This is a genomic window from Nocardioidaceae bacterium SCSIO 66511 (genome assembly GCA_023100825.1).
GTDB lineage: Bacteria > Actinomycetota > Actinomycetes > Propionibacteriales > Nocardioidaceae > Solicola.
The window spans coordinates 3,279,406-3,299,394 of record CP095846.1 but is presented as its reverse complement, the minus strand read 5'-3'; the positions used below and the strand labels follow the sequence as shown (position 1 = coordinate 3,299,394).

Sequence of the window (19,989 nt, the reverse complement as noted above, 5' to 3'; positions counted from 1 at the left end):
CCTGTCAAGGGACCGCGGGCAGGCGGCCCGGTCACGAGTGGCTAACTATCGGCCATGCGCACTTGAGCCGACGAACGGGATAGTGGCAGGTTGCAACGGTCGATCGTCGGCGCGACTCCAGGGGGAGCGGTACGCATGAGCGCAGGACTCGCGGTCAGCTGCGAGGGCGTCGTACACCTGTACCGCACGGTGCAGGGCCACGACGTGGTCGCGCTACAAGGCGTCGACCTGCACATCGCGGCGGGCGAACGCGTTGCACTGCTCGGACCGTCGGGATCAGGTAAGTCGACGCTGCTCGCCCTGCTCGGAGGAATCCAGCAGCCGTCGGCGGGGCGGATCCGCCTCGGAGACCGCGAGGTCTCGCGGATGAGCGAAGGCGAGCTGAGCCGACTGAGATCGTCGTCGGTCAGCACGATGCTGCAGGGCGCAGACCGAAACCTGCTCGCGTACGCGACGACGCGGCAGAACGTCGAGTTCGCGCAGCTCGCGGTGCCTCGCGCGCAGCGTCGTACGCTCGCGAGCCCCGACGAGCTACTGGCGCGCGTACGGTTGAGCGAGCAGGCCGACCAGCCGGTCGCGACCCTCTCGGGCGGGCAACGCCAGCGTGCTGCGCTCGCCGCGACCGTCGCGGTGCATCCGCGGCTGCTGCTCGCAGATGAGCCGACGAGCCAGCTCAACGACGACGACCGCGACCAGGTACTCGCCCTACTCCACGAAATCGGTGCCGAGCTCGGTACGACCGTTGTGGTCGTGACGCATGACTCGGCCGTTTCGGCGACATTTCCGCGTACGGTCACGATCAAGTCCGGCCGGGTCGGCCTCGAAGGTCGTGACGGCGTCGAGTACGTGGTCATCGGCGCCGAGGGCGTTCTGCAACTTCCGGCACACCTCGTCGAGCAGTGGCCACAGGGCACGATGGTGCGCATCGAGCCCGAAGACGAAGATCTGCTGTTGAGTCGGGACGAATCGCCATGATCGGCGGGAAACTGGTCGCAGAACGCGTCGTCGTGCGTGCGGGCACGCGGCAGATCCTGTCCGAGGTGTCGCTGTACGCCGCCGCCGGCGAGCTGGTTGCGCTGACCGGACCTTCGGGCTCCGGCAAGACGACTCTTGTCAACGTGGCCGGTGGCCTGCTCCGACCCGATGAGGGCACCGCGACGCTCGACGGTGAGTCGACCTGGCTCGGTTCCGGTGACCCGCGTCCCGATGTGGCGTTCGTTTTGCAGTCGTACGGTCTGGTCTCGATCCTGACGGCGGCGGAGAACGTCTCGATCGCGCTGCGCGCTCGCGGCGTACTCCCCGACGCCGCCGACTCCGCGGCAGCACACGCCTTGGAGCGAGTCGGCATCACCGATCTCGGCGAGCGGCTCGTCCAGGAGCTTTCCGGCGGTCAAGCGCAGCGGGTCGCGTGTGCGCGTGCTCTGGTCGTCGATTCGGCGCTGTTGTTGGCCGACGAGCCGACAAGCGAGCTCGACGAGTACAACCGTGATCGCGTCGTCGGCGAGCTGCGGCGAGAGGCCGAACGCGGTGCGGCAGTCGTCATCGCCACCCACGACGCCGAGGTCGCCGCGCAATGCGACCGCGAGTATCGCCTCGACGACGGCGCGATCGTATCCGCGGCGGCTCCGTGAGGCGTACGCTCCGCGCCGCGCGTGCTCGGCCGGCCGACGCGCTATGTCTCGCCGTCACGTGCGCTGTCACGGTCGTCGGAGCCACTTGTGTAGTTGCCTTCCCGGCCGCCGGCGATGCCCACGCGGTCATGTTGGTGACGCTGCTCGGTATCGGGGTGGGCGGCAGTCTTGCCAGCGCGACGATCGTCGTCGGGGCGGTGCGTGCCAAGTCGGACGAGATCCGGTTGGCGACCGTACGCGGCTACACCCGGATGCGGATGTGGCGATGGCAGCTCGCCGAGCCGCTGCTCGCCGCTGTCGTCGGCGCACTGGTGGGCTGTGTGCTCGCCGGAGGTGTCGTCTGGTCCCTCGAGGCGACCGGCCGCAACCGGGTGGATACGCTCGCGCTCATCGCCGCGGCGATGCTCGGCGCGATGGTGTTGTGCGTTCTCACCACTGCGGCCTGCATCGGATTCGCGAGCGCGAATCCCCTTGCGAAGCGTGCGTCTCGGCGCCCCGTCTGGATCGCCGCCGCGGAGTGCGCAGCCGTTGCTGCGTGCGGGTGGTTGCTGGTGAGCGCTGCGGCCACCGAGCACGGCGATGCGTCCGTAACGGTCTCGCTGACTCCGCTCGCCGCCGCGCTCGCCACCGTCGTCGTCTGCGGCTGGCTCGCCCGGGGCGTCGGCGCGCTCGGAATCTCGTTGTTCCGGCGTACCACCGGGCTGGGGCGCTACCTGGCCGTCAGGCGGCTGCGTCGTACGAGCACGCTTTCCGTCGCATTCGCCTGCATCGCGGGTGCGGTCGTCCTCGCGGTGTTCGGGATGACCGCCCGGCAGGCGAGTGCGCAGTGGCGCGACGATGTGGCGGCCATCTCGACCGGCGGTGTCGACGTGTACGAGTCCCCGAGCACAGCAACGGCGACGTTCCTCGCCACCCGCGCCGCAGACCCGGACGGCAGGTGGCTGATGGCTATCGAGGCCGCGCCAACGAGCATCGATGCCGAGAAGTACAACGGCTTTGCCGACCTGACACGTTGGGAGCGGGTAGTCGGAACGTCGTGGCCGTCGGGCTCCGGCGCAGGGGAGGCAATCGCGCACACGTTTCGCGACGATACGTGGAAGCCGGTGCTGATCGGCGACGGCGAGGTGCAGGCCGACCTGGACGGTGAGCTGCATCGGTCGGGCGGCGACCGCGCGTACCTCAACCTGAGCATGTTGCGCTCCGATGGCGAGATCGTGTCGACAGGTATGCCGATTCCCGATCGCGGCGGCCATCTGCGCGGGCGCGTGCGCGGCTGCTCCGACGGGTGCGTGCTGCGGAAGCTGGAGTTCGCGACCGATGCGGGTGCTCCGATCGATCTGACCGGACGGATCGTCGTACGGAAGCTGACCGTCGACGGGGACCCGGTCGTCGACCGCTGGACACCCGATGCTGGCCCTACCTGGAGTCCCGATCTCGCGGCGAGCACTGCACCGCGACAACCGGTCGAGGTACGCGGCACAGCAGCCGGGCTCGAGATCAGGTTCGCGGCGCACGGCCTGACAGCTGCGGCCGCGGTCGTGCCGTCGTCGGCGCATCTCGTCCGGCGCGTCGTCGCGGCAGGTACGACCCGGATCCCGGACCAGGCGATCGGTCTCGACCCGGCGACCGCGCCGAGCAAGCTGGTGGCGCGCGATGCGTACCTCCCGTTGATCGGCAGCCACGGTTACCTCGGAAACCTCCCGGATGTCGTGCTCGACTCCTACGACGAGCCGGCAGGTTCACGTGTGCGCGTCTTTGCGCGTGCGGACACTCCACCCTCGGTACTCGCAGCGCTCTCCGAGCACGGAATCGACACCGGACAGGCGACGAACGCAGACCAGGTGAGCGACGACCTTGCCGACTCAGAAGTCGGCCGCGGGGCCTTGGCGTGGTCGGTGCTCGCTGCAGTGGTCGCGCTTCTGAGCGCGACGGTCGCGATCCAGTCGGTGACGCTCGGACGTCGGCGTACGCGGTTGGACGACGCCGGGCTGCGGTCTTCGTACGTCTCGTCGGGTGCGCTCGCGACTGCGACACGGTACGAGGTGGGCGTCCTCTCGGTCCTGGGCATCGGGGTCGGCGTGTTGGTCGCACTGGTGACCTGGTGGTGCACGCGGAAGGCACTCGTACTCGCTGTGCCGGGCCCGTTCGAACCGTCGGTCGATGTATCGACGCGGCCCGGAGCGGTCGTGCTGATCGCTGTGTCGGCACTGATCCTGAGTGCTGGTGGCGTCCTGTTGGCCCGTCGGCGAGACCGGTTCGCAGCGCGTCCGGCCCTACTGCGGCGAGAGGGTGATCGGTGATGCGTGCCGCGGCGATCGTCGTGCTGCGCGGACTCCGGCACAGATGGTGGCTCTCGTGCGGCATTGTCGCGCTCACCATGGTCGCGGTCGTCGCCGGAGCGATCGGACCGATGTACGTATCGTCGTCGTTGACGTCGCTGCGGGTCGATCGGGTCGAGGAGAAGTCCGGCACGCTGCGCAACCTGTCGTGGGAGTTCCGGCCGGCGGGTGACGCGAGCTGGGAGCAGGTCCGTTCCGACGCCGTGGCTTCGGTCTCCGGCGACCGGGTCGACGACGACTACTACGCCGCACCACAGGTCGCGTGGACGACCGGACCGCACACTTACGACACCGACCTGCCGCAGAACCTAGGTGAGGTCCGCTGGCGGATGGAGGCCCGCGCCGGCCTGTGCCAGCACGTACGGGTCGTCGAGGGGCGATGTCCCCGCGCACCGGGCGAGATGATGGTCGCCGAGGTCGACGTCGGCCGCGGCGGATACGCGGTCGGGTCCGAGGCGGATCTCGGCGTCGGCCACCGGCTGCGGGTCGTGGGTTCGTACGTGCTCGATGATCCGGGCTCCGACTACTGGTACGACCCGGTGCGCTACGTCAGTACGCCGTTCCAGGCCGGCTCGGCGAAGGACATTGCGTACAGCCCGTCGCCGTTCCTCGTCACGCCGGACGAGCTCGCCTCCCTGCCGGCCGCTGACCGGGTCGTCCGAGTCGACCGGGCGCTGCACGCTCCGGGTGACCTCGGCCAGGAGGAGCTGACCGCGCTGGTCGAATCCGCTGCCGACGAGGTGAACCGCGGCCGGCAGGAGGTTGCCGGTGGCACGCTCAGCAAGGCCCAGCCCGTCGAGCTCGCATCGATCCGCGACGACATCGCCGCAGAGACCGACGTGGCGATCCAGACCATCCTGCCCGCATCGCTGTCGCTGATCATCGTCTGCGTCGTACTGCTCTTTCGGCTGGTAGCGGCAGCGGCCGACCTGCGCCGTCCCGAAGTCGCGCTGCTGAAGGTCCGGGGCTGGACCGGTCGTCGGTTGCGGACCATGACACTTGCCGAGCCGTTTGCCCTGCTCGTCGCCGGCTGGATCGGCGGGGTCATCCTGGCCGTGCCGAGCGCCTCGCTGCTCACCGATGCGTGGCTGCGCGCGGGTACGCCCACCTCCATGTCGTTCGCCGCGGGCGTGATGTCGGTGCTCGTGCTGGTCGTTGCGGTCTGCGCCGCCGTGCTTGCGACGAGAGCGGTCGCAACCGAGTCCCTGCGCGATCAGCTCGAGGCGACCGCGGCGCCGGCGCCGGTGCGTCGAAGCGTGCGGATCCTGCGTGGGCTGGTGGTGGCCGCCGCCGTCGTGGCCGTCGCTCTCGCGGTCACTGCGGGGGAGTCGTCGGCTCCCGGACTGGTAGCCCAGTCGATGCCGGCGATCGTCGGGATGGCGGCGGCGGTGCTGACGACGGCGCTCACGCTGTGGGCGGCCCGCTGGCTGGTCCGGCGTACGTCGGGACGGGGATCGACGGTGCGGTTCCTTCAGGCGAGGGCGATCGCCCGGCGCCGAGACGGTGCGCTGCTCGTCTTCCCGATCACGGTGGCCATGACGGTCGCCGTGTTCGCCGTCGGCGTCTGGTCGACCGCCGACCAGTGGCGGGCCAGCGCCGCTGCCGCCGAGATCGGCGCCGACCGTTCGTACTCCACGTCGTTGAACCCGGTCGCCGCAGCGACTCTCACCCACCGGGTCGATCCCGACGGGAAATGGTTGATGGCGACGTCGTTGGCCACCCGTGCCGGCGACTTGCAGATTCTGGTCGACTCGCCGCGCCTCGAGTCGGTCGCCGAGTGGCCCGACTCGTGGACCGGCCCGGACAGCCTCCCGTCTGTCAGCGAGGACCTTCGACCGGTCGACGATCCGGAGCTCCGTGGCCGCACGATCAGCCTGCGTGCGACGTCGACGATCGACTCCGGCGAGCGGATGTACGCAACGCTGGCACTCCTCGATTCGGCCGGCCGGCCGCACAGCGTCTCTTTGGGCCCTTATCCACGTGGCGACAGCGTCACTCGCAGGGCGAACCTGCGAGCGTGCGAGCAGGGGTGCGATCTGACCGGCGTACAGGTCGGCGCGGTCGCGGGCACCCTCAGTGAGATGGCCGGCACCTTTGCGTTCGAGGAGATCGCGGTCGACGGCCGCGCGCAGGACGCATTCCGAGATCCTGCCCGATGGCAGCCGACCGTCGCGGAGAGCGGCGATCCCGACCTCACCTTGTCGGAGGCGGAGCCGGAAGGTACGGCGCTGGACATCGACTCGCATGGTGCGCAGACCTCGGTCCTGCTCCAGCCGGTCGGGACTCCCGTAGTGCCACCCGCCGTCGCGGGGCGCGAGTCGCCGAGCCTGGGGATCGACAGCGCAGCGAGCGTCTCGACCGGTCCGAGTGCGGAGTACCGGCTAGCGCGGGTACGGACCGCCGAGGCGCTCCCCGTTGTGGGTTCGCACGGGGTGATGGCCGATCTGACCACGATGACCCGGGCCAGTCCCAAATCGGCCGAGCGCAAGACTCGGATCCTCGCCACCGATGACGTGCCGGATTCGGTTGTCGCAGAGCTGGCCGACGCGGGCGTGCACACCTCGAATCCGATGCTGCTGTCGCAGGTGCGGGCCACGTACGACAACGACGCGTACGCACTGTCGCTCCGGCTGTACGCCGTTGCGGCCGTCGCAACGCTCGTCCTCGCCGTGATCGGCGTGGTGGTGAGCCTTGCCGTGCAGGTCCGCTCGCGACGCAAGGACGCCGCGGCGCTTCGCGTCACGGGCGTACGCGAGCGGGCGGTGTGGCTCGCGGCGGTCTCGGAGATCGGTGCCGTCGTCGCAATCGCGACATTGTTGGGAACGGCGGCCGGAGCGGGTGCTGCGCAGATCGCCGTACGCGGCACCCGCCTGGGCACAGTAGAGGTCGGGACGCCGCGGGTGCTGGCCGAGATCGATCCGAACGCGCTGTTGGTCCTCGGGTTCGGCGTGTTCACGGTGCTGGTGGTCGTGTCCGCGTTCATCGCGCGAGTCGTCGTACGAACCGGCCGCCCGTCGGCGTTGCGAGGGTGAGGATGACCGCCCGTCGGTACGACCCTGTCGTGGCGCCGAGAGTCGACCGCGCCACAATGTGGGTATGACTTCGTTCTCTCGACCCGGCGCTGTCGACCTGTCCGGACTGAGCGGCGGCCAGGGCGGTGAGCCGGGTGCACCGGCCGCGTCCGGCGCGTACGCGTTCGACGCAACCGAGCAGACGTTCCAGAGCGAGGTGGCCGAGGCGTCGATGCGTCACGTCGTCGTCCTGTCGCTGTGGTCTCCGCGCGCACCCGAGAGCGTCACGCTGAACGAGACGCTGTCGAAGCTCGCCGACTCCTACCAGGGCAGGCTCGTCGTCGCCCGCCTCGACGTCGACGCCAGCCCGCAGATCGCGCAGGCGCTCCAGGTCAAGGGCGTGCCGTACGTGCTCGGACTCGTGCAAGGCCAGCCGGTGCCGCTGTTCCAAGGCACGGCCGATGAGGCAACCGCCAAGGAGTACCTCGACAAGCTGCTCGAGCTCGCCGTCAGCAATGGGATCACCGGCACTGCCACGCCGCGCCAAACCGCCGCCGATGACGACGACGGCGGCAGCGACCCGCGCTTCGCGGCGGCCGACGAGGCACTCGGCTCGGGCGACCTCGACGGCGCGATCACGGCGTACGAGGCACTGGTGGCCGCGAACCCGGCCGACGCCGAGGCCGGTGAGCGGCTCGCGGGCGTGAAGCTGATGAAGCGTACTGCCGGCGCCGACCTGAACGCCGCCCGCGATGAAGCCGCGAACAACCCCGACGACATCGACGCGCAGCTGCTCGTTGCCGATCTCGATGTCAGCGGCGGGCATGTCGATGACGCGTTCGGCCGGCTCATCGACCTCGTCCGGCGTACGTTCGGCGACGACCGTGAGCGCGTACGCCTGCGCCTGATCGATCTGTTCACCGTGGTCGGCAACGACGACCCGCGAGTGGGCCGGGCTCGCCGCGACCTCGCCGCCGCGCTGTTCTGAGCGTCGAACCCCACTGAGCCGACAACGGCCGTAATCTGATCGCAAAGGCCGAATACGACAAGGGGCATCGATGCGGCGTATCGCGGGGGTCGCGCTCGCCCTCGTCGGCCTGTGCGTCCTCGTCCTCGGTGCCGCTCTGGCGGTCGTGGTCGGTCCCGACAACCGGGTGTCGACCAGTGCACATCGCATCGACGCCAAGGGCGTCGCCGTCGTGACTGCGCCCGATGCGATCGCCTGGACCGATGCGACGGTGACGATCGACGTGCAGGTCCCCGAGCGCAAACCGGTGTTCCTCGGGGTCGGTAACAGCGTCGACGTCGAGGACTACCTGTCCGATACGCGCGCGCTGCGGATCGACTCCGTCGATGTGCCGTGGGACATCGAGACGAGCGAGCAGAGCGGTAAGGCGTGGCTGCCGGCGTCGCCGCTGGCGATCGACTGGTGGACCGAGCAGGCCAGTGGCATGGGCGGCGCTGCGCTCGACCTGGACCTCACCGACGAAACCGTCTCGATCGCCGTACTTGCCGTCGGCGCGAACGACCTGTCTGGGTTGAAAGTCACGGGTTCCTACTACGTTCGCGGGGGATTCGCGATCGGGCTCGGCATGGCTGCGATCGGGCTCGGGCTGATCCTCACGGCGATCGTGGTCTGGCGCGGACGCAGAGGCCCCCACGTCGTCGATGCGAACGGATACGTGTACGTCTACGTCGACCCCGACGGCAACGAGACGTTGGTGCCGCTCGATGAGCTGGAGGAGTACGAGATCGTCGATGTGACGGGAGACAAGCATGAGCCCTCATAGAGTTGTGCTGCTCATCCTCCTTGCCACGTTGATGGTTGGGCTCGCCGGATGCGGTGATCTGCCGTCTCGAAGCGATCGCGGCAAGCCGGAGAAGGTCGCGGCGACCCGGGCCGAGGCGACGACGATCTTCGACCGATACGCCGACGTACGCGCCACCGCGTACGACCTGCTGAACCCTGCGCCGCTGGGAACGATCGAGTCCGGCTCGGTGCTCGAGATCGACGCGGGCGCCATCTCGGTCCATCGACTGCTCGGGGAGAAGGCGCCCGACGATGCCGTGAGCAGCTCGGATATGACCGTGCTCGACGTCTACTCGCCCCGGTTCGGCGAATACCCGTTGTGGTTCGTCGCGCTCGTGCAGGACGAAGACCGCGACCTCACGCGCGTGCAGGTGTACGAACGCCCGAGTGCGGCCATGCAGTGGGCACTGGTCGCGAGCCCGGAGACGACCTCCGAAGAGGTATTGCCCGATCTCGCCTTCGACGCCGAGGGTGCATTGAAGACGCTCTCGGCCAGCGACGGAGCGGGGTTGGTCGACCCGCCGAAGCGAGTAGTCGAGGATTACGCCAACGCTCTGGCGAACCCGAACTCGGCCGCTGCCAAGTCCATCGCCGATGACGCGTTCATCGAGCACGTTCGCGAGTCCGTACGGGACTTCTCGGGCATCACCGGCGTCAAGTACGAGCAGACCTGGAAGCCGAAGCGCGTCAAGTACGCGGTACGTACCGCCGACGGGGGAGCGCTCGTCTTCGCGACGTTCGCCCGCAACGAGCGTTACCGGATCAAAGACGGCGTATACGTCGACTGGCCGAAGGGTTCACCGCAACGCGCGTTCCTCGGCGGCAAGCTCTACGCCCGCGGCAAGCTGCGCTACCTGCATCAGGTGCTGCTGTACGTACCGGAGTCCGGCGACGGCAAACCGCATGCGATCGGCCAGTACGGCGGCATCGTCGACGGCGAGGGCTACTGACGGCGGCGGTTCCTGGGGCCGGCCGTTTACCATGTTTGCATGGTAAACGGCCGGCTTGCATGGCGGCGGTGCCGTGTAAGGCGGACGTTCACCATGCACAGTGCCCCGGGATCGACCACCGATCAGACGATCGTGACGCGATTGCGCGTGAACTGCTGCCTGGACTGCTCCAGATCGGCTTTCGTACGATCCGCGGTACGCGCGGCCTGCTTGCCGTTCAGGTCGGCCCAGATCGTACGTGTCACGCCGCGTCGCTGCGCGCGGATCTTGTCCTCGCGCCTCTTCTCATCGATGACGACCGCTTCCGGATCCCGATCGCCGTTGGAGCGACGGCGGTACTTGATCATGCCGTCGAACTCGCCGACGTGGCAGTACAGCTCCCATCCGAAGTCGGTGATGCCGATCAACAACCCAGCTGAGTCATGAACCGACACTTGCAGGTCGGGTGTCGGTACGTTGAACCTGTAGAACAGGAAGCGGTTGCGCGACTCGCCCGGGCTTTCGGCGCGACCATCGGCGAGGCGTACGCCGAAGCGCACCTTGCGCGTGCCCGGGTGGCGCTCCATCAGGGCCGCTTGTCGGTCGAGCGACTCCTCGGTGACTGCTCCGAGCCTCAAACCCGAGTCGTACAAGACAATCCCGGCTTCGAGACCGACTCGAGAGCCGGCTTCGCAGGCCGCGCGCGCAGCACTCACCGACGGGATCCCGTCGACAATCTCGACTTCGGATTCTGCGATCGCCGCACGATGGTGCACTACGCCAGCCTCGCGCCTACTCGCGCCGCCGCCCAGGCGCATGACGTGGATTTGCGACAGGTCGTGACCCCACAGACTCATGCCCCGGAGAGCGCAAGCACTGACCGAGCAGGCGGCAACGGCACCGTTGGACTCGCGGACGACCGATTTCGTCAGCACGACGTGTCGCTGCTCTGGCGTCAGGTCATCCCACATCTCAGCGAAGGCATAGGTGCCGTGCCGAATGCGATGAATGACTTTCGTACGCACCGCTCGCTGTAGGTCTCGCCGGTGGTAGCCGGAGTCGAGCGCCTGGTACGTACGAAAGTAGCCGCCGTTAGCGGCAGCAGTTGCGACGAGAAGGTCCATACCAGGCAAGGTGCCGCCGCCCGTGTCGAGTTGGCGCCGGCGTACGACCGAATGTGGAGAACCTCGCGCTTGTGGGTAAAACCCGGCGTGAGCTCGCGCTCCTTACCCCGCTCCCGTACGCCTTGCACGGCAACGCACCGCTTTGCATGGCGGCGCCGCCATGCAAAGCGGCCGTTTACCATGCGAACATGGTAAACGGCCGGGCCGGCGGTCACCGACCGTGCTCGCGGTACGCCGGAGCCCCGGCGTCCAACGCGTCGAGCAGCTCGATCGTCACGGCGGTCGCGCGCTCGCGGACGGTCGCCGCATCGCACCAGTGCACACCCTTGATCTCGGTACGTTGCAGACGCATCGACGAGGTGAGCGACGCGTCGACGACGCCGAGATCGAAAACCAGCACGATCGCGTCGTCCCATCCGGCCCACGCCGGCAGCCAGTTCACCGTACGCAGCCCGTGCAGTTCCGCCTCGATGCCGAGCTCCTCGTTCAGCTCGCGGACGAGCGCATCGGCGGGCGACTCGTCGGGTTCGACCACACCGCCCGGCAGATCCCACTCACGCTTGTACGTCAGCTCGCACAGCAGGATCCGGCCGCGCTCGTCGTACAGCAACGCCTGCGCGATGACCCGCTTGCGCGGCAGGCTGGAGTTCAGGATGCCGATGAACCCGTCGCGCTCGCGTACATCGGGGTCGCGAGCGATCCGCGCCAGCAGCATCAGATCCTGCCGCTCATCACCCGCGGCGCCGTGCGCGCGCAACCTGCCCTCCAACCGCAGACCCGATCGAGCGGCGACCCGAAGTGCCGCGCGGTTGTCCGGATCGACCCGCGCCTCGACTCGGGCCAGCCCGCGGTCGGCGAACGCGTACTCGATCAGTCGACGCACCGCCGCCGTCGCCACGCCGCGTCCGCGGTGCGCCGGGTCGGTCGCCCAGGTCAGCTCGCCACGGTCGTCACCGAGTCGGCGAAGCTCAACGGTGCCTACCGGCTCGCCGTCCTGCTCGACCGAGTACGCGTCGACCTGGTCGTCGCCGGACGAAACTCGAGGCCGCAACGCAACACCGCCCTCGGCGTCGAGCCGCTCGTGCCTCGCTCTCTCCCCGCCGCTCATTGCGTTACCTCTCGGTGGAGCCACAGGACCCCGAGCGGCGGCAGCCGCAACTGCGCCGACGCGACCCGTCCGTGCATGCTCGTCGGCTCGGCGATGACCGTGCCGAGGTTGCCGACGCCCGACCCACCGTACTCGACCGCATCGGTGTTGATGATCTCCGTCCAGACACCGCTCGCCGGCATGCCGAGGCGGTACGTCTCGTACGGGATACCGGCGAAGTTGGCGATGCACACGATGCTGTCGGCGCCGTCGGTGCGTACGAACGAGAAGACGTTCCCGGTGGCGTCGTTCGCCTCGATCCACGAGAAGCCCGCGGGCTGCTGATCCAGCCGCCACATCCCCGAATGCTCGAGGTACGCGGAGTTCAGATCACCGACCAGACGCTGCACCCCGGCATGACCGGGCTCTGCGAGCAGCTCCCACTCCAGCGAGCCGTCGTCGGACCACTCACCGCGCTGCGCGAGCTCGGTGCCCATGAACACCAGTTGCTTGCCCGGATGCGCCCACACGTAGGCGAGGTACGCGCGCAGGTTCGCGAGCTGCTGCCAGGAGTCACCGGGCATCCGAGAGAGCAGCGAACCCTTGCCGTGCACGACCTCGTCATGGGACAGCGGGAGCACGAAGTTCTCGGCGTACGCGTACATCATCGCGAACGTCATCCGCTCGTGTTCGTGCTGGCGGGCGATGGGGTCGGTTCCGAGGTACGCGAGGCTGTCGTGCATCCAGCCGAGGTTCTGCTTCAGCCCGAACCCCAGCCCGCCGAGGTGCGCGGGCCGCGTCACCCCGGGCCACGCCGTCGACTCCTCGGCGATCATCGCGATGCCTGGGTTGCGTTCGTAGCAGGCGGTGTTCAGCTCACGCAGAAACTCGACCGCTTCGAGATTCTCCTTGCCGCCGTGCACGTTGGGCGACCAGGTGCCGTTCGGTCGGGAGTAGTCGCGGTACAGCATCGAGGCGACCGCATCCACCCGCAGACCGTCGGCGTGGAACTCCTCCAGCCAGAACAGGGCGCTGGCGATCAGGAAGTCGCGCACGTCGCGGTCGCCGAAGTCGAACACGTACGTGCCCCAGTCGGGGTGTTCGCCCAGCGCGGGGTCGCCGTGCTCGTATAAAGCAGTGCCGTCAAAGCGTGCAAGCGCCCATTCGTCCCGCGGGAAATGGGCGGGCACCCAGTCGAGGATCACGCCGATACCGGCGTCGTGGAACGCGTCGACGAGCCCACGGAACTCATCGGGCGTGCCGAAGCGCGCAGTGGGTGCGAAGTACCCGGACAGTTGATAGCCCCATGACCCGCCGAACGGATGCTCCATCACCGGCATCAGCTCGACGTGGGTGAAACCGAGGTCGGTCACGTACGCGACGAGGTCCTGCGCGAGCTCGGGGTACGTGAGCCCCTTCCGCCAGGAGCCGAGGTGCACCTCGTAGATGCTCATCGGGTCGGCGTGGGGAACCGCCGCCGCACGGCGTTCCAGCCACTCGGCGTCCTGCCATTCGTACGTGGTCTCGTACACGACTGACGAGGTCGCGGGTGGCTGCTCGGTGCACTGAGCGAACGGGTCCGCCTTGAGCCGTCGTACGCCGTCTGCGCCGTGAACGGCGTACTGATACCGATCGCCGGCGCGGGCGTCGGCTCTGCCGTGCCACACACCGTCCGCTCCGAGCTCGAGGTCGTGCGCGCCCGCGCTCCAATTGTTGAAGTCACCCACGACCTCGACCCGTGTCGCGTTGGGTGCCCAGACCGCGAACCGAGTGCCGTCGGGGGCCGGACGGGCCCCGCGACTACGCCACAGACCGCTCGCCCTTCGTGTCGGAACCACGGAGCGTAGTGTTTCACGGAGATTTCGCCGGGTCTCATGACGGTATCGAAGGGGCAAAGGTCTGGCCCCGGACCCAATGTTGTGGCAGCGTACTTATGCCTGTGTCGGCGTGAACAGGGGCAGTAGCGCCGCTCAAAGGTGCACATCGGGCGTCGCCGAGGCGATGCCCTCGAGTTTGGCGAACCACTTCGATGGTCGCCGACGCCAACCGGGTGGACGTCGGTGTAGAACTGCGAGAGGACAGCAATGCCCAAATCGCCAGGAGCAACGTCTCGACGCCTGCCCGTAGAAATGGCGATGCTGCGCATCAGCGAAGCGCGTCATCGTCTGCCCAGAATCCTCGGCACAGCGCAACTCGTCATGCTCGGCCTCGGGGTCATGATCGGGGCCGGCATCTTCTCGTTGTCGGGCGCTCAGGCGGCCGCCAACGCCGGTCCCGCGGTGATCCTGTCGTTCGCGCTGGCCGCAGCCATCTGCTTCATCGCCGCGCTGTCGTACGCCGAGCTCTCGTCGACCATTCCGGTGGCGGGCAGTTCGTACACGTTCACCTACGTCGCGTTCGGCGAGCTGTGGGGCTGGCTCGTCGGCTGGGCGCTGATCCTGGAGCTGGTGCTCGCGGCGAGCATTCTCTCCCGCGTGTGGTCGACCTACTTCGTCGCGACGCTCGGCGAGTTCGATGTCGAGGTGCCGTCGTTCGTGCTCGACCACTCGCAGGCCGACAGCACGCTCAACCTGATCGCGCCGCTGGTGCTGATCGTGCTGACCGTCCTGGTCGCGACGGGCACCAAACTGTCGACCGGCGTGCTGTCGGTCGCGGTGCTGATCAAGGTTGCGGTCATCTTGCTGGTCATCGGGGTCGGGTTCTCCCATATCGACACCGACAACTACCGACCGTTCATCCCGGACCCGCAGACGGTCGGCGAGGCCGGAACTGTCTGGTCGACTCTCACCGGCACCGACACGTCGTACGGCATCGCCGGCGTGTTCGCCGCGACCGCCGTGATCGCGTTCAGCTACATCGGCTTCGACCTGATCTCGACGGCGGCCGAAGACACCAAAGAGCCCCGCCGAAGCGTTCCGCGGGCGATGCTGCTGGCGATCGTCCTCGTCACGATCCTGTACGTCGCGATGGCCGCCGTGCTCGTCGGTATGCGGCCCTACAGCGAGCTGGGCACGGCAGCGCCGGTCTCGGACGCGTTCGCCGCGGCCGGGGTCGGCTGGGCCGCGAAGGTGATCAGCGTCGGAGGCCTGGTCGCGTTCACCACGGTCATCATGGTCGTGCTGATCGCGCAGAGCCGGGTGCTGTTCTCGATGGGCCGCGACGGTCTGCTGCCCGGTCTGCTCGGCCGCGTCAGCCGTCGCTACTCGACACCGACCAATGCGGCGATCATCGCCGGGCTGGCGGCCACGATCGTGGCGATGTTCCCGAAGATCGGCACGCTCGAGCCGATGCTCGTACTCGGTGCCTTCTTCGCGTTCTTCTCCTGCTCGGTCGGCGTGCTGGTGCTGCGGCGTACGCAGCCCGACATCGAGCGCGGCTTCCGGGTGCCGGGTGTGCCTGTGGTGCCGCTCCTCGGTGCGGTCGCGATCGTCTGGCTGAGCCTGAACGTCACGGCCGAGACCTGGCTGCGGTTCTTGATCTGGATGGTCGTCGGCCTGGCCATCTACTTCATCTACGGGCGCTCGCACAGTGCGCTCGCCGGCCGGATCGGGATGGGTTCTCCGGTCGGCGCACACGGCAAACACAGCCTCTGAGTACGTACGGCCTCTGAGGTCGGCGAATCAGAGGCCGTTCTCCGGGGCGTCCTTGCCGCTCATCGTGCGCATAGAGCGCAACGTCCAGTTGCCGCCCTCCTTCGAGAGAGAGACGACGCGAGCGATGTTCTGCTCGATCTCGAGGTCCTTGCCGGCACGCTGACCGGTGAACCTCGTGGTCTCGTCGACGATCGCGATCGCCGTGCCCTCGTTGATGGTCAGCGAGTCGATCTCGACGTCGAGGTCTGCCTCGGTGTAGATCGTGGACTCCTGCTCGAGCTCTCGGCGATGATCGCGGATCAACCGGTGTGTCTGCTTCTCGGCGGTGATCGCCCCCTGCGACAGTGCGATGCCGCCCGAGGAACGCCCTTCGAGGAGGTCGGCGGCGACCGACGGTTCCTGCTGCTTCTCCTCGTCGGAGTCCGCATCGCCTTCGTCGCCGTCCTCGGGCTCCGCAGTGAGGAGCTCGTCGTTGCGAGCGGTCAGCAGCTTGGTCACCACACCGCTCACCTGCGCCTCGGACAACCCCTCCTCGGGCGCCTGAGTCGTGAGTACGTTGTTGATCCCGTACCCGGCGCCCGCGCCGAGGAGGATAAGGACGACGGCGGTGATGATCCCGGTCGTACGTCTGCTCATCGGTCTCCCTCGCGACCTGGGTCGCCGTCGCTCACCACGACGACGTGCGCGGGCGCGTCGTGCGGGTCGAGGCGTACGTAGTTGTGCTCGCTCCACGACCAGGACCGTCCGCTGAGCTCGTCGTACGCCGTGAAGGTGGCGTCCCAGTCGAGCCCGAGCTCCGGCATGGTCAGGTGCACGATCGTCTCACGCGCACGGTGCGGGTCGACATTGACGACCACGATGACGGTGTCGTCGCCCGTCCGCTTCGAGTAACAGAGGATCGCTTCGTCATCCGTGCGATGGACGGTCAGGTTGCGGAGCCGCCGCAGCGCCGGGTGCCGGCGGCGCAGGTCGTTGAGGCGGGTGACGTACGGCGCGAGGGTGGTAGCTGCGGGGGAGTCCCAGTCGCGCACCCTGATCTGGTACTTCTCCGAGTCGAGGTATTCCTCGCTGCCGGGCCGTAGGGGTGTGTTCTCGTAGAGTTCGAAGCCCGCGTACATGCCCCAGGACGGTGAGGCGGTTGCGGCAACCGTTGCACGCACCTTGAATGCGGCCGCCCCGCCGTGCTGCAGGTACGACGTGAGGATGTCGGGGGTGTTCACGAACAGGTTCGGGCGTACGACGTGTGCCGTCTCGGTGCTCAACTCGGTGAGGTACTCCTCGAGCTCGGACTTGGTGTTGCGCCAGGTGAAGTACGTGTAGCTCTGGTGGAAGCCGATCATCGCCAGTGACTGCAGCAGGGCAGGCCGGGTGAACGCCTCCGACAGCATCACCACGTCGGGTGCGTCCTGTCGTAGTTGCGACAGCAGCCGCTCCCAGAAGGGGAACGGCTTCGTGTGCGGGTTGTCGACGCGAAAGATCCGGACGCCGTGCGAGATCCAGAAGTCGATCACCCGGCGGACCTCTGCGTAGAGCCCGTCCGGATCCGCGTCGAAGTCGAGCGGGTAGATGTCCTGGTACTTCTTCGGCGGGTTCTCGGCGTACGCGATGGAGCCGTCGGCGCGAGTGGTGAACCACTCCGGATGCGCAGAGACCCACGGATGGTCCGGCGCACACTGCAGCGCGAGGTCGAGTGCGACCTCGAGTCCGTTGGCGTGCGCCTGCGCCACGAATGCGTCGAAGTCCTCGAGCGTGCCGAGCTCGGGGTGCACCGCATCGTGGCCGCCGTGCACCGACCCGATGGCCCAAGGCGAGCCGGGATCGCCCGGCCCGGCGGCGAGCGAGTTGTTCGGACCCTTGCGGTTGACCTCGCCGATCGGGTGGATCGGCGGCAGGTAGACCACGTCGAAGCCCATCGCTGCGATCGCCCCGAGTCGCTCGGCGGCGGTCCGCAAGGTGCCGCTGCGGATCGTGCCGTCCGGTTCGCGTACGGCCCCCTCCGATCGGGGAAACAGCTCGTACCAGGCTCCGACCAGTGCGCGCTCGCGGTCGGCGTACAACGGGTACGAGCCGGAGACGCCGTGATGATCGCGGATGGGCGTACGGTCGAGGGCCCGTCGCACCGGGGCGCTCGTTGCGGCTTCGAGGCGTTGCCCGGCGGGCAGAGCATCGTCGCGCAGTGCGGTGACGGCCTCAGCGACGGTGTCGACGTCGACCTTGGAGACGACTCCTCGCGCTCGATCGAGGAGTGCGGCGCCCTCGGCGAGCATCAGGTCGACATCGACGTCGGCCCCGATCTTCACCTGCGCGTCGTCGACCCACGTGGCGTACGGATCGGCCCACGACTCGATCCGGAAGGACCATGCCCCGGTGGTTGTCACCTCGACCCACGCCTGGTAGGCATCGTTACCGATGTGTGACATGGCGACCGGCGGACGGTCGAGACCGTCCGGTCCGGTGAGCACAGCCGCGACCCCGATGTGCCCGCGACCCTCCCGGAACACTCGCGCGCGTACCGGGAACGACTCGCCCGGCACCGCCTTGGCCGGGTACGCGCCGCCCCCGACGACGGGCTCAACGGCGGTGACCGGGATTCGTGCAAGCATCGGCGACAACTCTATTGGGCGCCCATGCGTCCAGCGGGCGACGGCCCGATCCGGGCTACCGGGTACGAGTGACCCCGCGATAAGGCAAACTTCAACTAGAGGTTCCCAACGCTTCACCGAGGCGGGGTCCCGGAGTCGCCCCGGAATCTCGCGCCGCGACCGAGAGGACTGAGCATGACAACTCTCCATGACGAGGTTGTGGGTGTGGCAACGGCTTTGACGGCGATCGACACGAGGTTCGGTCAGGCCGCCGCCAAACTGCGTGATCTTGCTCCGGAGGACGCCGGCCCCCGCACCGCTGCCGCCACGTACGACGAGGCGCTCGAGCGGCTGCAACGCGCGTTGGACGGGCTGGCCGCTGAGGCCGCCGGCGCCGCGGAGGTCGTACGCCGCTTCGCCGCCGACGACGATGCGCGTGCCCGGGAGGATGTGCCGTGATTCCCGAGCGCTTCCTCGGATCCGATCCGACTCCCGGCGACCTGGCGGCCGTCGACCAGGTGCTCGGGGTCGTACGCGACGTCGTCGTCGTACTCACCGAGACGCGCCAGCGCATCGACGAAGTCGTGGGGCCGGAGTCGATCTGGCAGGGTTCCGAGGTGGAGCCGATCGTCGACGGGATGTCTCGGCTATCGGTGCGTCTGCGCACCCTCGAAGAGGCCGTGGTCGCGTTCGCGGGAGCGTGGCAGGCGTGGCGCTCCGGCGTTGCGAACCGCCAGGATGCCACGGCCGAGCTGGTCGAAGAGATGAGTCAGCTGGCCGGAATCGGTGACGCCGAGCCGCGACGCGAAGACGTACGCCGCAGGTCCGCGGACCTCGCCGCTCGCCACGATCAGGAGGCGGCCGATCTCGTCGGCTCATGCGAGGACCTCATCGCAGCCGTCAGCACCGGCAACCGCGACGAGGAAGATCTCGCGTCCGCGCTGTCGCGCGGGTTCGGCGGTCTCCGCGAGGCCGTCGACGAGTGGATCCGCGGGGTCAGTATCGAGATGCAGACCACGACCGGCGAGGTCGACGACGTCGCCGAGGTCACTGCCGTCGCGCCGCAGCTGATCGGGGTCGGCGCGGGATCGGGCCCGATCACCTCGGAGAAGGCCTGGCAGATCGCGGCGAAGGCGCCCGCGTCCTACCGTCTCAAGGAGGCCCTGCGACGCGACTGGCCGGAGTCCGAGCGCCCGACGCTTCAGCCCGCGTCGTTCGCGAAGCCCGAGCGTCGCTCGACGGCGCGTTCCATCGCCGATCGCATTCGCGGCATCACCCGCGGGGGAGACTCGTCATGACGACGACACACGAGCCGATCCGCATCGACCTCGATCTACCGCCCGAGTTCCGCGAGGTGCCGCTCGACGCGGCCGTCGAGGACCGCGCCGCCGCGCAGAGCGAGCTGGTCGAGGCTCTGGGCATCGACGATGCGCAGCGGCGAGAGAGCGTCGGCTGGTTCCTCGAAGCACTGGCGACGATGACCCGTGACAGCCACGTGTCGGGCACGGCGTTCTGCGCCGTCGAGCTCGACGGAGAGCCGTCGACGGCGACGCTCACTGTCGCAACGCAGACGATGCCGTCCGATGATCCACTCGTGTTCGCGCAGGGTACGTACGAGACGATGCGTACCCGCGGCGGATACACCTCTGTGCGGCTTGCCAGAGTCGGTCCCGTGAGCGGGGTGGTCGCGGCCCGAGAGATCGAGGTCGGCGGTCAGTCGACGCGGCAGGTGACGATCGTCGTACCGGTCCCGGGTCAGCGGCTCGGGGTGTTCGTCTCCGTTGTGAGCGAGGACCTCGATCACAGTTCGGTCTACGAGCGGGTCGCTCTCGACGCCGCGCGTACCGTCAGAGTCGAGACGGCGGCGACAGACACGCGGTAGC

At 68.4% G+C, this 19,989-nt stretch carries 16 protein-coding genes and 1 pseudogene; 11 read left to right on the top strand and 6 right to left on the bottom strand.

Annotation, left to right across the window (positions count from 1 at the left end):
• The first annotated feature begins 135 nt into the window (after positions 1 to 135).
• From MU582_15510 to MU582_15480, 7 genes are all read left to right on the top strand, one after another.
• Positions 136 to 975: an ATP-binding cassette domain-containing protein gene (locus MU582_15510; GenBank protein ID UPK73832.1), complete on the top strand. Its 840-nt coding sequence runs from the start codon at positions 136 to 138 to the stop codon at positions 973 to 975.
• Positions 972 to 1,631 carry an ABC transporter ATP-binding protein gene (locus MU582_15505; protein UPK73831.1) on the top strand — a complete coding sequence of 220 codons (660 nt, stop codon included), beginning with the start codon at positions 972 to 974 and terminating at the stop codon, positions 1,629 to 1,631. Before MU582_15510 ends, MU582_15505 begins: the two co-directional genes overlap by 4 nt.
• Positions 1,628 to 3,931: a hypothetical protein gene (locus tag MU582_15500; protein ID UPK73830.1), complete on the top strand. Its 2,304-nt coding sequence runs from the start codon at positions 1,628 to 1,630 to the stop codon at positions 3,929 to 3,931. The genes MU582_15505 and MU582_15500 overlap by 4 nt, the downstream gene beginning before the upstream one ends.
• The gene (locus tag MU582_15495) at positions 3,931 to 7,002 is read left to right on the top strand and encodes an ABC transporter permease (protein UPK73829.1); all 3,072 of its coding nucleotides are present in this window, start codon (positions 3,931 to 3,933) and stop codon (positions 7,000 to 7,002) included. Before MU582_15500 ends, MU582_15495 begins: the two co-directional genes overlap by 1 nt.
• Before the next feature lie 64 nt (positions 7,003 to 7,066).
• Positions 7,067 to 7,969, top strand: coding sequence for a tetratricopeptide repeat protein (locus tag MU582_15490; GenBank protein ID UPK73828.1), 903 nt, complete (start codon positions 7,067 to 7,069; stop codon positions 7,967 to 7,969).
• Between the two features lie 70 nt (positions 7,970 to 8,039).
• Entirely contained in the window at positions 8,040 to 8,771 is a 732-nt protein-coding gene (locus MU582_15485) for a hypothetical protein (GenBank protein ID UPK73827.1), read from the top strand.
• Positions 8,758 to 9,741 carry a hypothetical protein gene (locus MU582_15480; protein ID UPK73826.1) on the top strand — a complete coding sequence of 328 codons (984 nt, stop codon included), beginning with the start codon at positions 8,758 to 8,760 and terminating at the stop codon, positions 9,739 to 9,741. The genes MU582_15485 and MU582_15480 overlap by 14 nt, the downstream gene beginning before the upstream one ends.
• 122 nt (positions 9,742 to 9,863) lie before the next feature.
• Here MU582_15480 and MU582_15475 read toward each other — a convergent pair whose 3' ends face one another.
• The 4 genes and pseudogenes from MU582_15475 to glgB all read right to left on the bottom strand — a co-directional run bounded on the left by MU582_15475 (position 9,864) and on the right by glgB (position 13,769).
• The gene (locus MU582_15475) at positions 9,864 to 10,844 is read right to left on the bottom strand and encodes a type IV toxin-antitoxin system AbiEi family antitoxin domain-containing protein (GenBank protein UPK73825.1); all 981 of its coding nucleotides are present in this window, start codon (positions 10,842 to 10,844) and stop codon (positions 9,864 to 9,866) included.
• Between the two features lie 211 nt (positions 10,845 to 11,055).
• On the bottom strand, positions 11,056 to 11,559 hold the full coding sequence (locus tag MU582_15470; protein ID UPK77182.1) for an NUDIX hydrolase: 504 nt from the start codon (positions 11,557 to 11,559) through the stop codon (positions 11,056 to 11,058).
• Between the two features lie 102 nt (positions 11,560 to 11,661).
• Positions 11,662 to 11,952, bottom strand: a pseudogene (locus tag MU582_15465) (GNAT family N-acetyltransferase).
• Positions 11,949 to 13,769 (bottom strand): 1,4-alpha-glucan branching protein GlgB, encoded by a 1,821-nt coding sequence (gene glgB, locus MU582_15460; GenBank protein ID UPK73824.1) that lies wholly within the window; start codon positions 13,767 to 13,769, stop codon positions 11,949 to 11,951. Before glgB ends, MU582_15465 begins: the two are co-directional and overlap by 4 nt.
• 246 nt (positions 13,770 to 14,015) lie before the next feature.
• On the opposite strand from glgB, the gene MU582_15455 reads away from it, so the two are divergent.
• Positions 14,016 to 15,524 (top strand): amino acid permease, encoded by a 1,509-nt coding sequence (locus MU582_15455; GenBank protein UPK73823.1) that lies wholly within the window; start codon positions 14,016 to 14,018, stop codon positions 15,522 to 15,524.
• A gap of 27 nt (positions 15,525 to 15,551) precedes the next feature.
• Here MU582_15455 and MU582_15450 read toward each other — a convergent pair whose 3' ends face one another.
• Positions 15,552 to 16,160, bottom strand: a complete 609-nt coding sequence (locus MU582_15450; GenBank protein ID UPK73822.1) for a hypothetical protein — start codon at positions 16,158 to 16,160, stop codon at positions 15,552 to 15,554.
• On the bottom strand, positions 16,157 to 18,127 hold the full coding sequence (locus MU582_15445; GenBank protein UPK73821.1) for an alpha-1,4-glucan--maltose-1-phosphate maltosyltransferase: 1,971 nt from the start codon (positions 18,125 to 18,127) through the stop codon (positions 16,157 to 16,159). The genes MU582_15450 and MU582_15445 overlap by 4 nt, the downstream gene beginning before the upstream one ends.
• 174 nt (positions 18,128 to 18,301) lie before the next feature.
• On the opposite strand from MU582_15445, the gene MU582_15440 reads away from it, so the two are divergent.
• Genes MU582_15440 through MU582_15430 form a run of 3 tightly spaced genes read left to right on the top strand, consistent with a single transcriptional unit; the run spans position 18,302 to position 19,988 of the window.
• Positions 18,302 to 18,565, top strand: coding sequence for a hypothetical protein (locus tag MU582_15440; protein UPK73820.1), 264 nt, complete (start codon positions 18,302 to 18,304; stop codon positions 18,563 to 18,565).
• Positions 18,562 to 19,404: a hypothetical protein gene (locus MU582_15435; GenBank protein ID UPK73819.1), complete on the top strand. Its 843-nt coding sequence runs from the start codon at positions 18,562 to 18,564 to the stop codon at positions 19,402 to 19,404. Before MU582_15440 ends, MU582_15435 begins: the two co-directional genes overlap by 4 nt.
• The gene (locus MU582_15430) at positions 19,401 to 19,988 is read left to right on the top strand and encodes a hypothetical protein (protein UPK73818.1); all 588 of its coding nucleotides are present in this window, start codon (positions 19,401 to 19,403) and stop codon (positions 19,986 to 19,988) included. Before MU582_15435 ends, MU582_15430 begins: the two co-directional genes overlap by 4 nt.
• Position 19,989: the final 1 nt, after the last annotated feature.

What these genes read in the sequence shown, in the direction of transcription:
- MU582_15510 (UPK73832.1), top strand. Translation starts at nt 136, where the DNA reads ATGAGCGCAGGACTCGCGGTCAGCTGCGAGGGCGTCGTACACCTGTAC.
- MU582_15505 (UPK73831.1), top strand. Translation starts at nt 972, where the DNA reads ATGATCGGCGGGAAACTGGTCGCAGAACGCGTCGTCGTGCGTGCGGGC.
- MU582_15495 (UPK73829.1), top strand. Translation starts at nt 3,931, where the DNA reads ATGCGTGCCGCGGCGATCGTCGTGCTGCGCGGACTCCGGCACAGATGG.
- MU582_15490 (UPK73828.1), top strand. Translation starts at nt 7,067, where the DNA reads ATGACTTCGTTCTCTCGACCCGGCGCTGTCGACCTGTCCGGACTGAGC.
- MU582_15485 (UPK73827.1), top strand. Translation starts at nt 8,040, where the DNA reads ATGCGGCGTATCGCGGGGGTCGCGCTCGCCCTCGTCGGCCTGTGCGTC.
- MU582_15480 (UPK73826.1), top strand. Translation starts at nt 8,758, where the DNA reads ATGAGCCCTCATAGAGTTGTGCTGCTCATCCTCCTTGCCACGTTGATG.
- MU582_15475 (UPK73825.1), bottom strand. Translation starts at nt 10,844, where the DNA reads ATGGACCTTCTCGTCGCAACTGCTGCCGCTAACGGCGGCTACTTTCGT.
- MU582_15470 (UPK77182.1), bottom strand. Translation starts at nt 11,559, where the DNA reads ATGCTGCTGGCGCGGATCGCTCGCGACCCCGATGTACGCGAGCGCGAC.
- MU582_15455 (UPK73823.1), top strand. Translation starts at nt 14,016, where the DNA reads ATGCCCAAATCGCCAGGAGCAACGTCTCGACGCCTGCCCGTAGAAATG.
- MU582_15450 (UPK73822.1), bottom strand. Translation starts at nt 16,160, where the DNA reads ATGAGCAGACGTACGACCGGGATCATCACCGCCGTCGTCCTTATCCTC.
- MU582_15445 (UPK73821.1), bottom strand. Translation starts at nt 18,127, where the DNA reads ATGCTTGCACGAATCCCGGTCACCGCCGTTGAGCCCGTCGTCGGGGGC.
- MU582_15440 (UPK73820.1), top strand. Translation starts at nt 18,302, where the DNA reads ATGACAACTCTCCATGACGAGGTTGTGGGTGTGGCAACGGCTTTGACG.
- MU582_15430 (UPK73818.1), top strand. Translation starts at nt 19,401, where the DNA reads ATGACGACGACACACGAGCCGATCCGCATCGACCTCGATCTACCGCCC.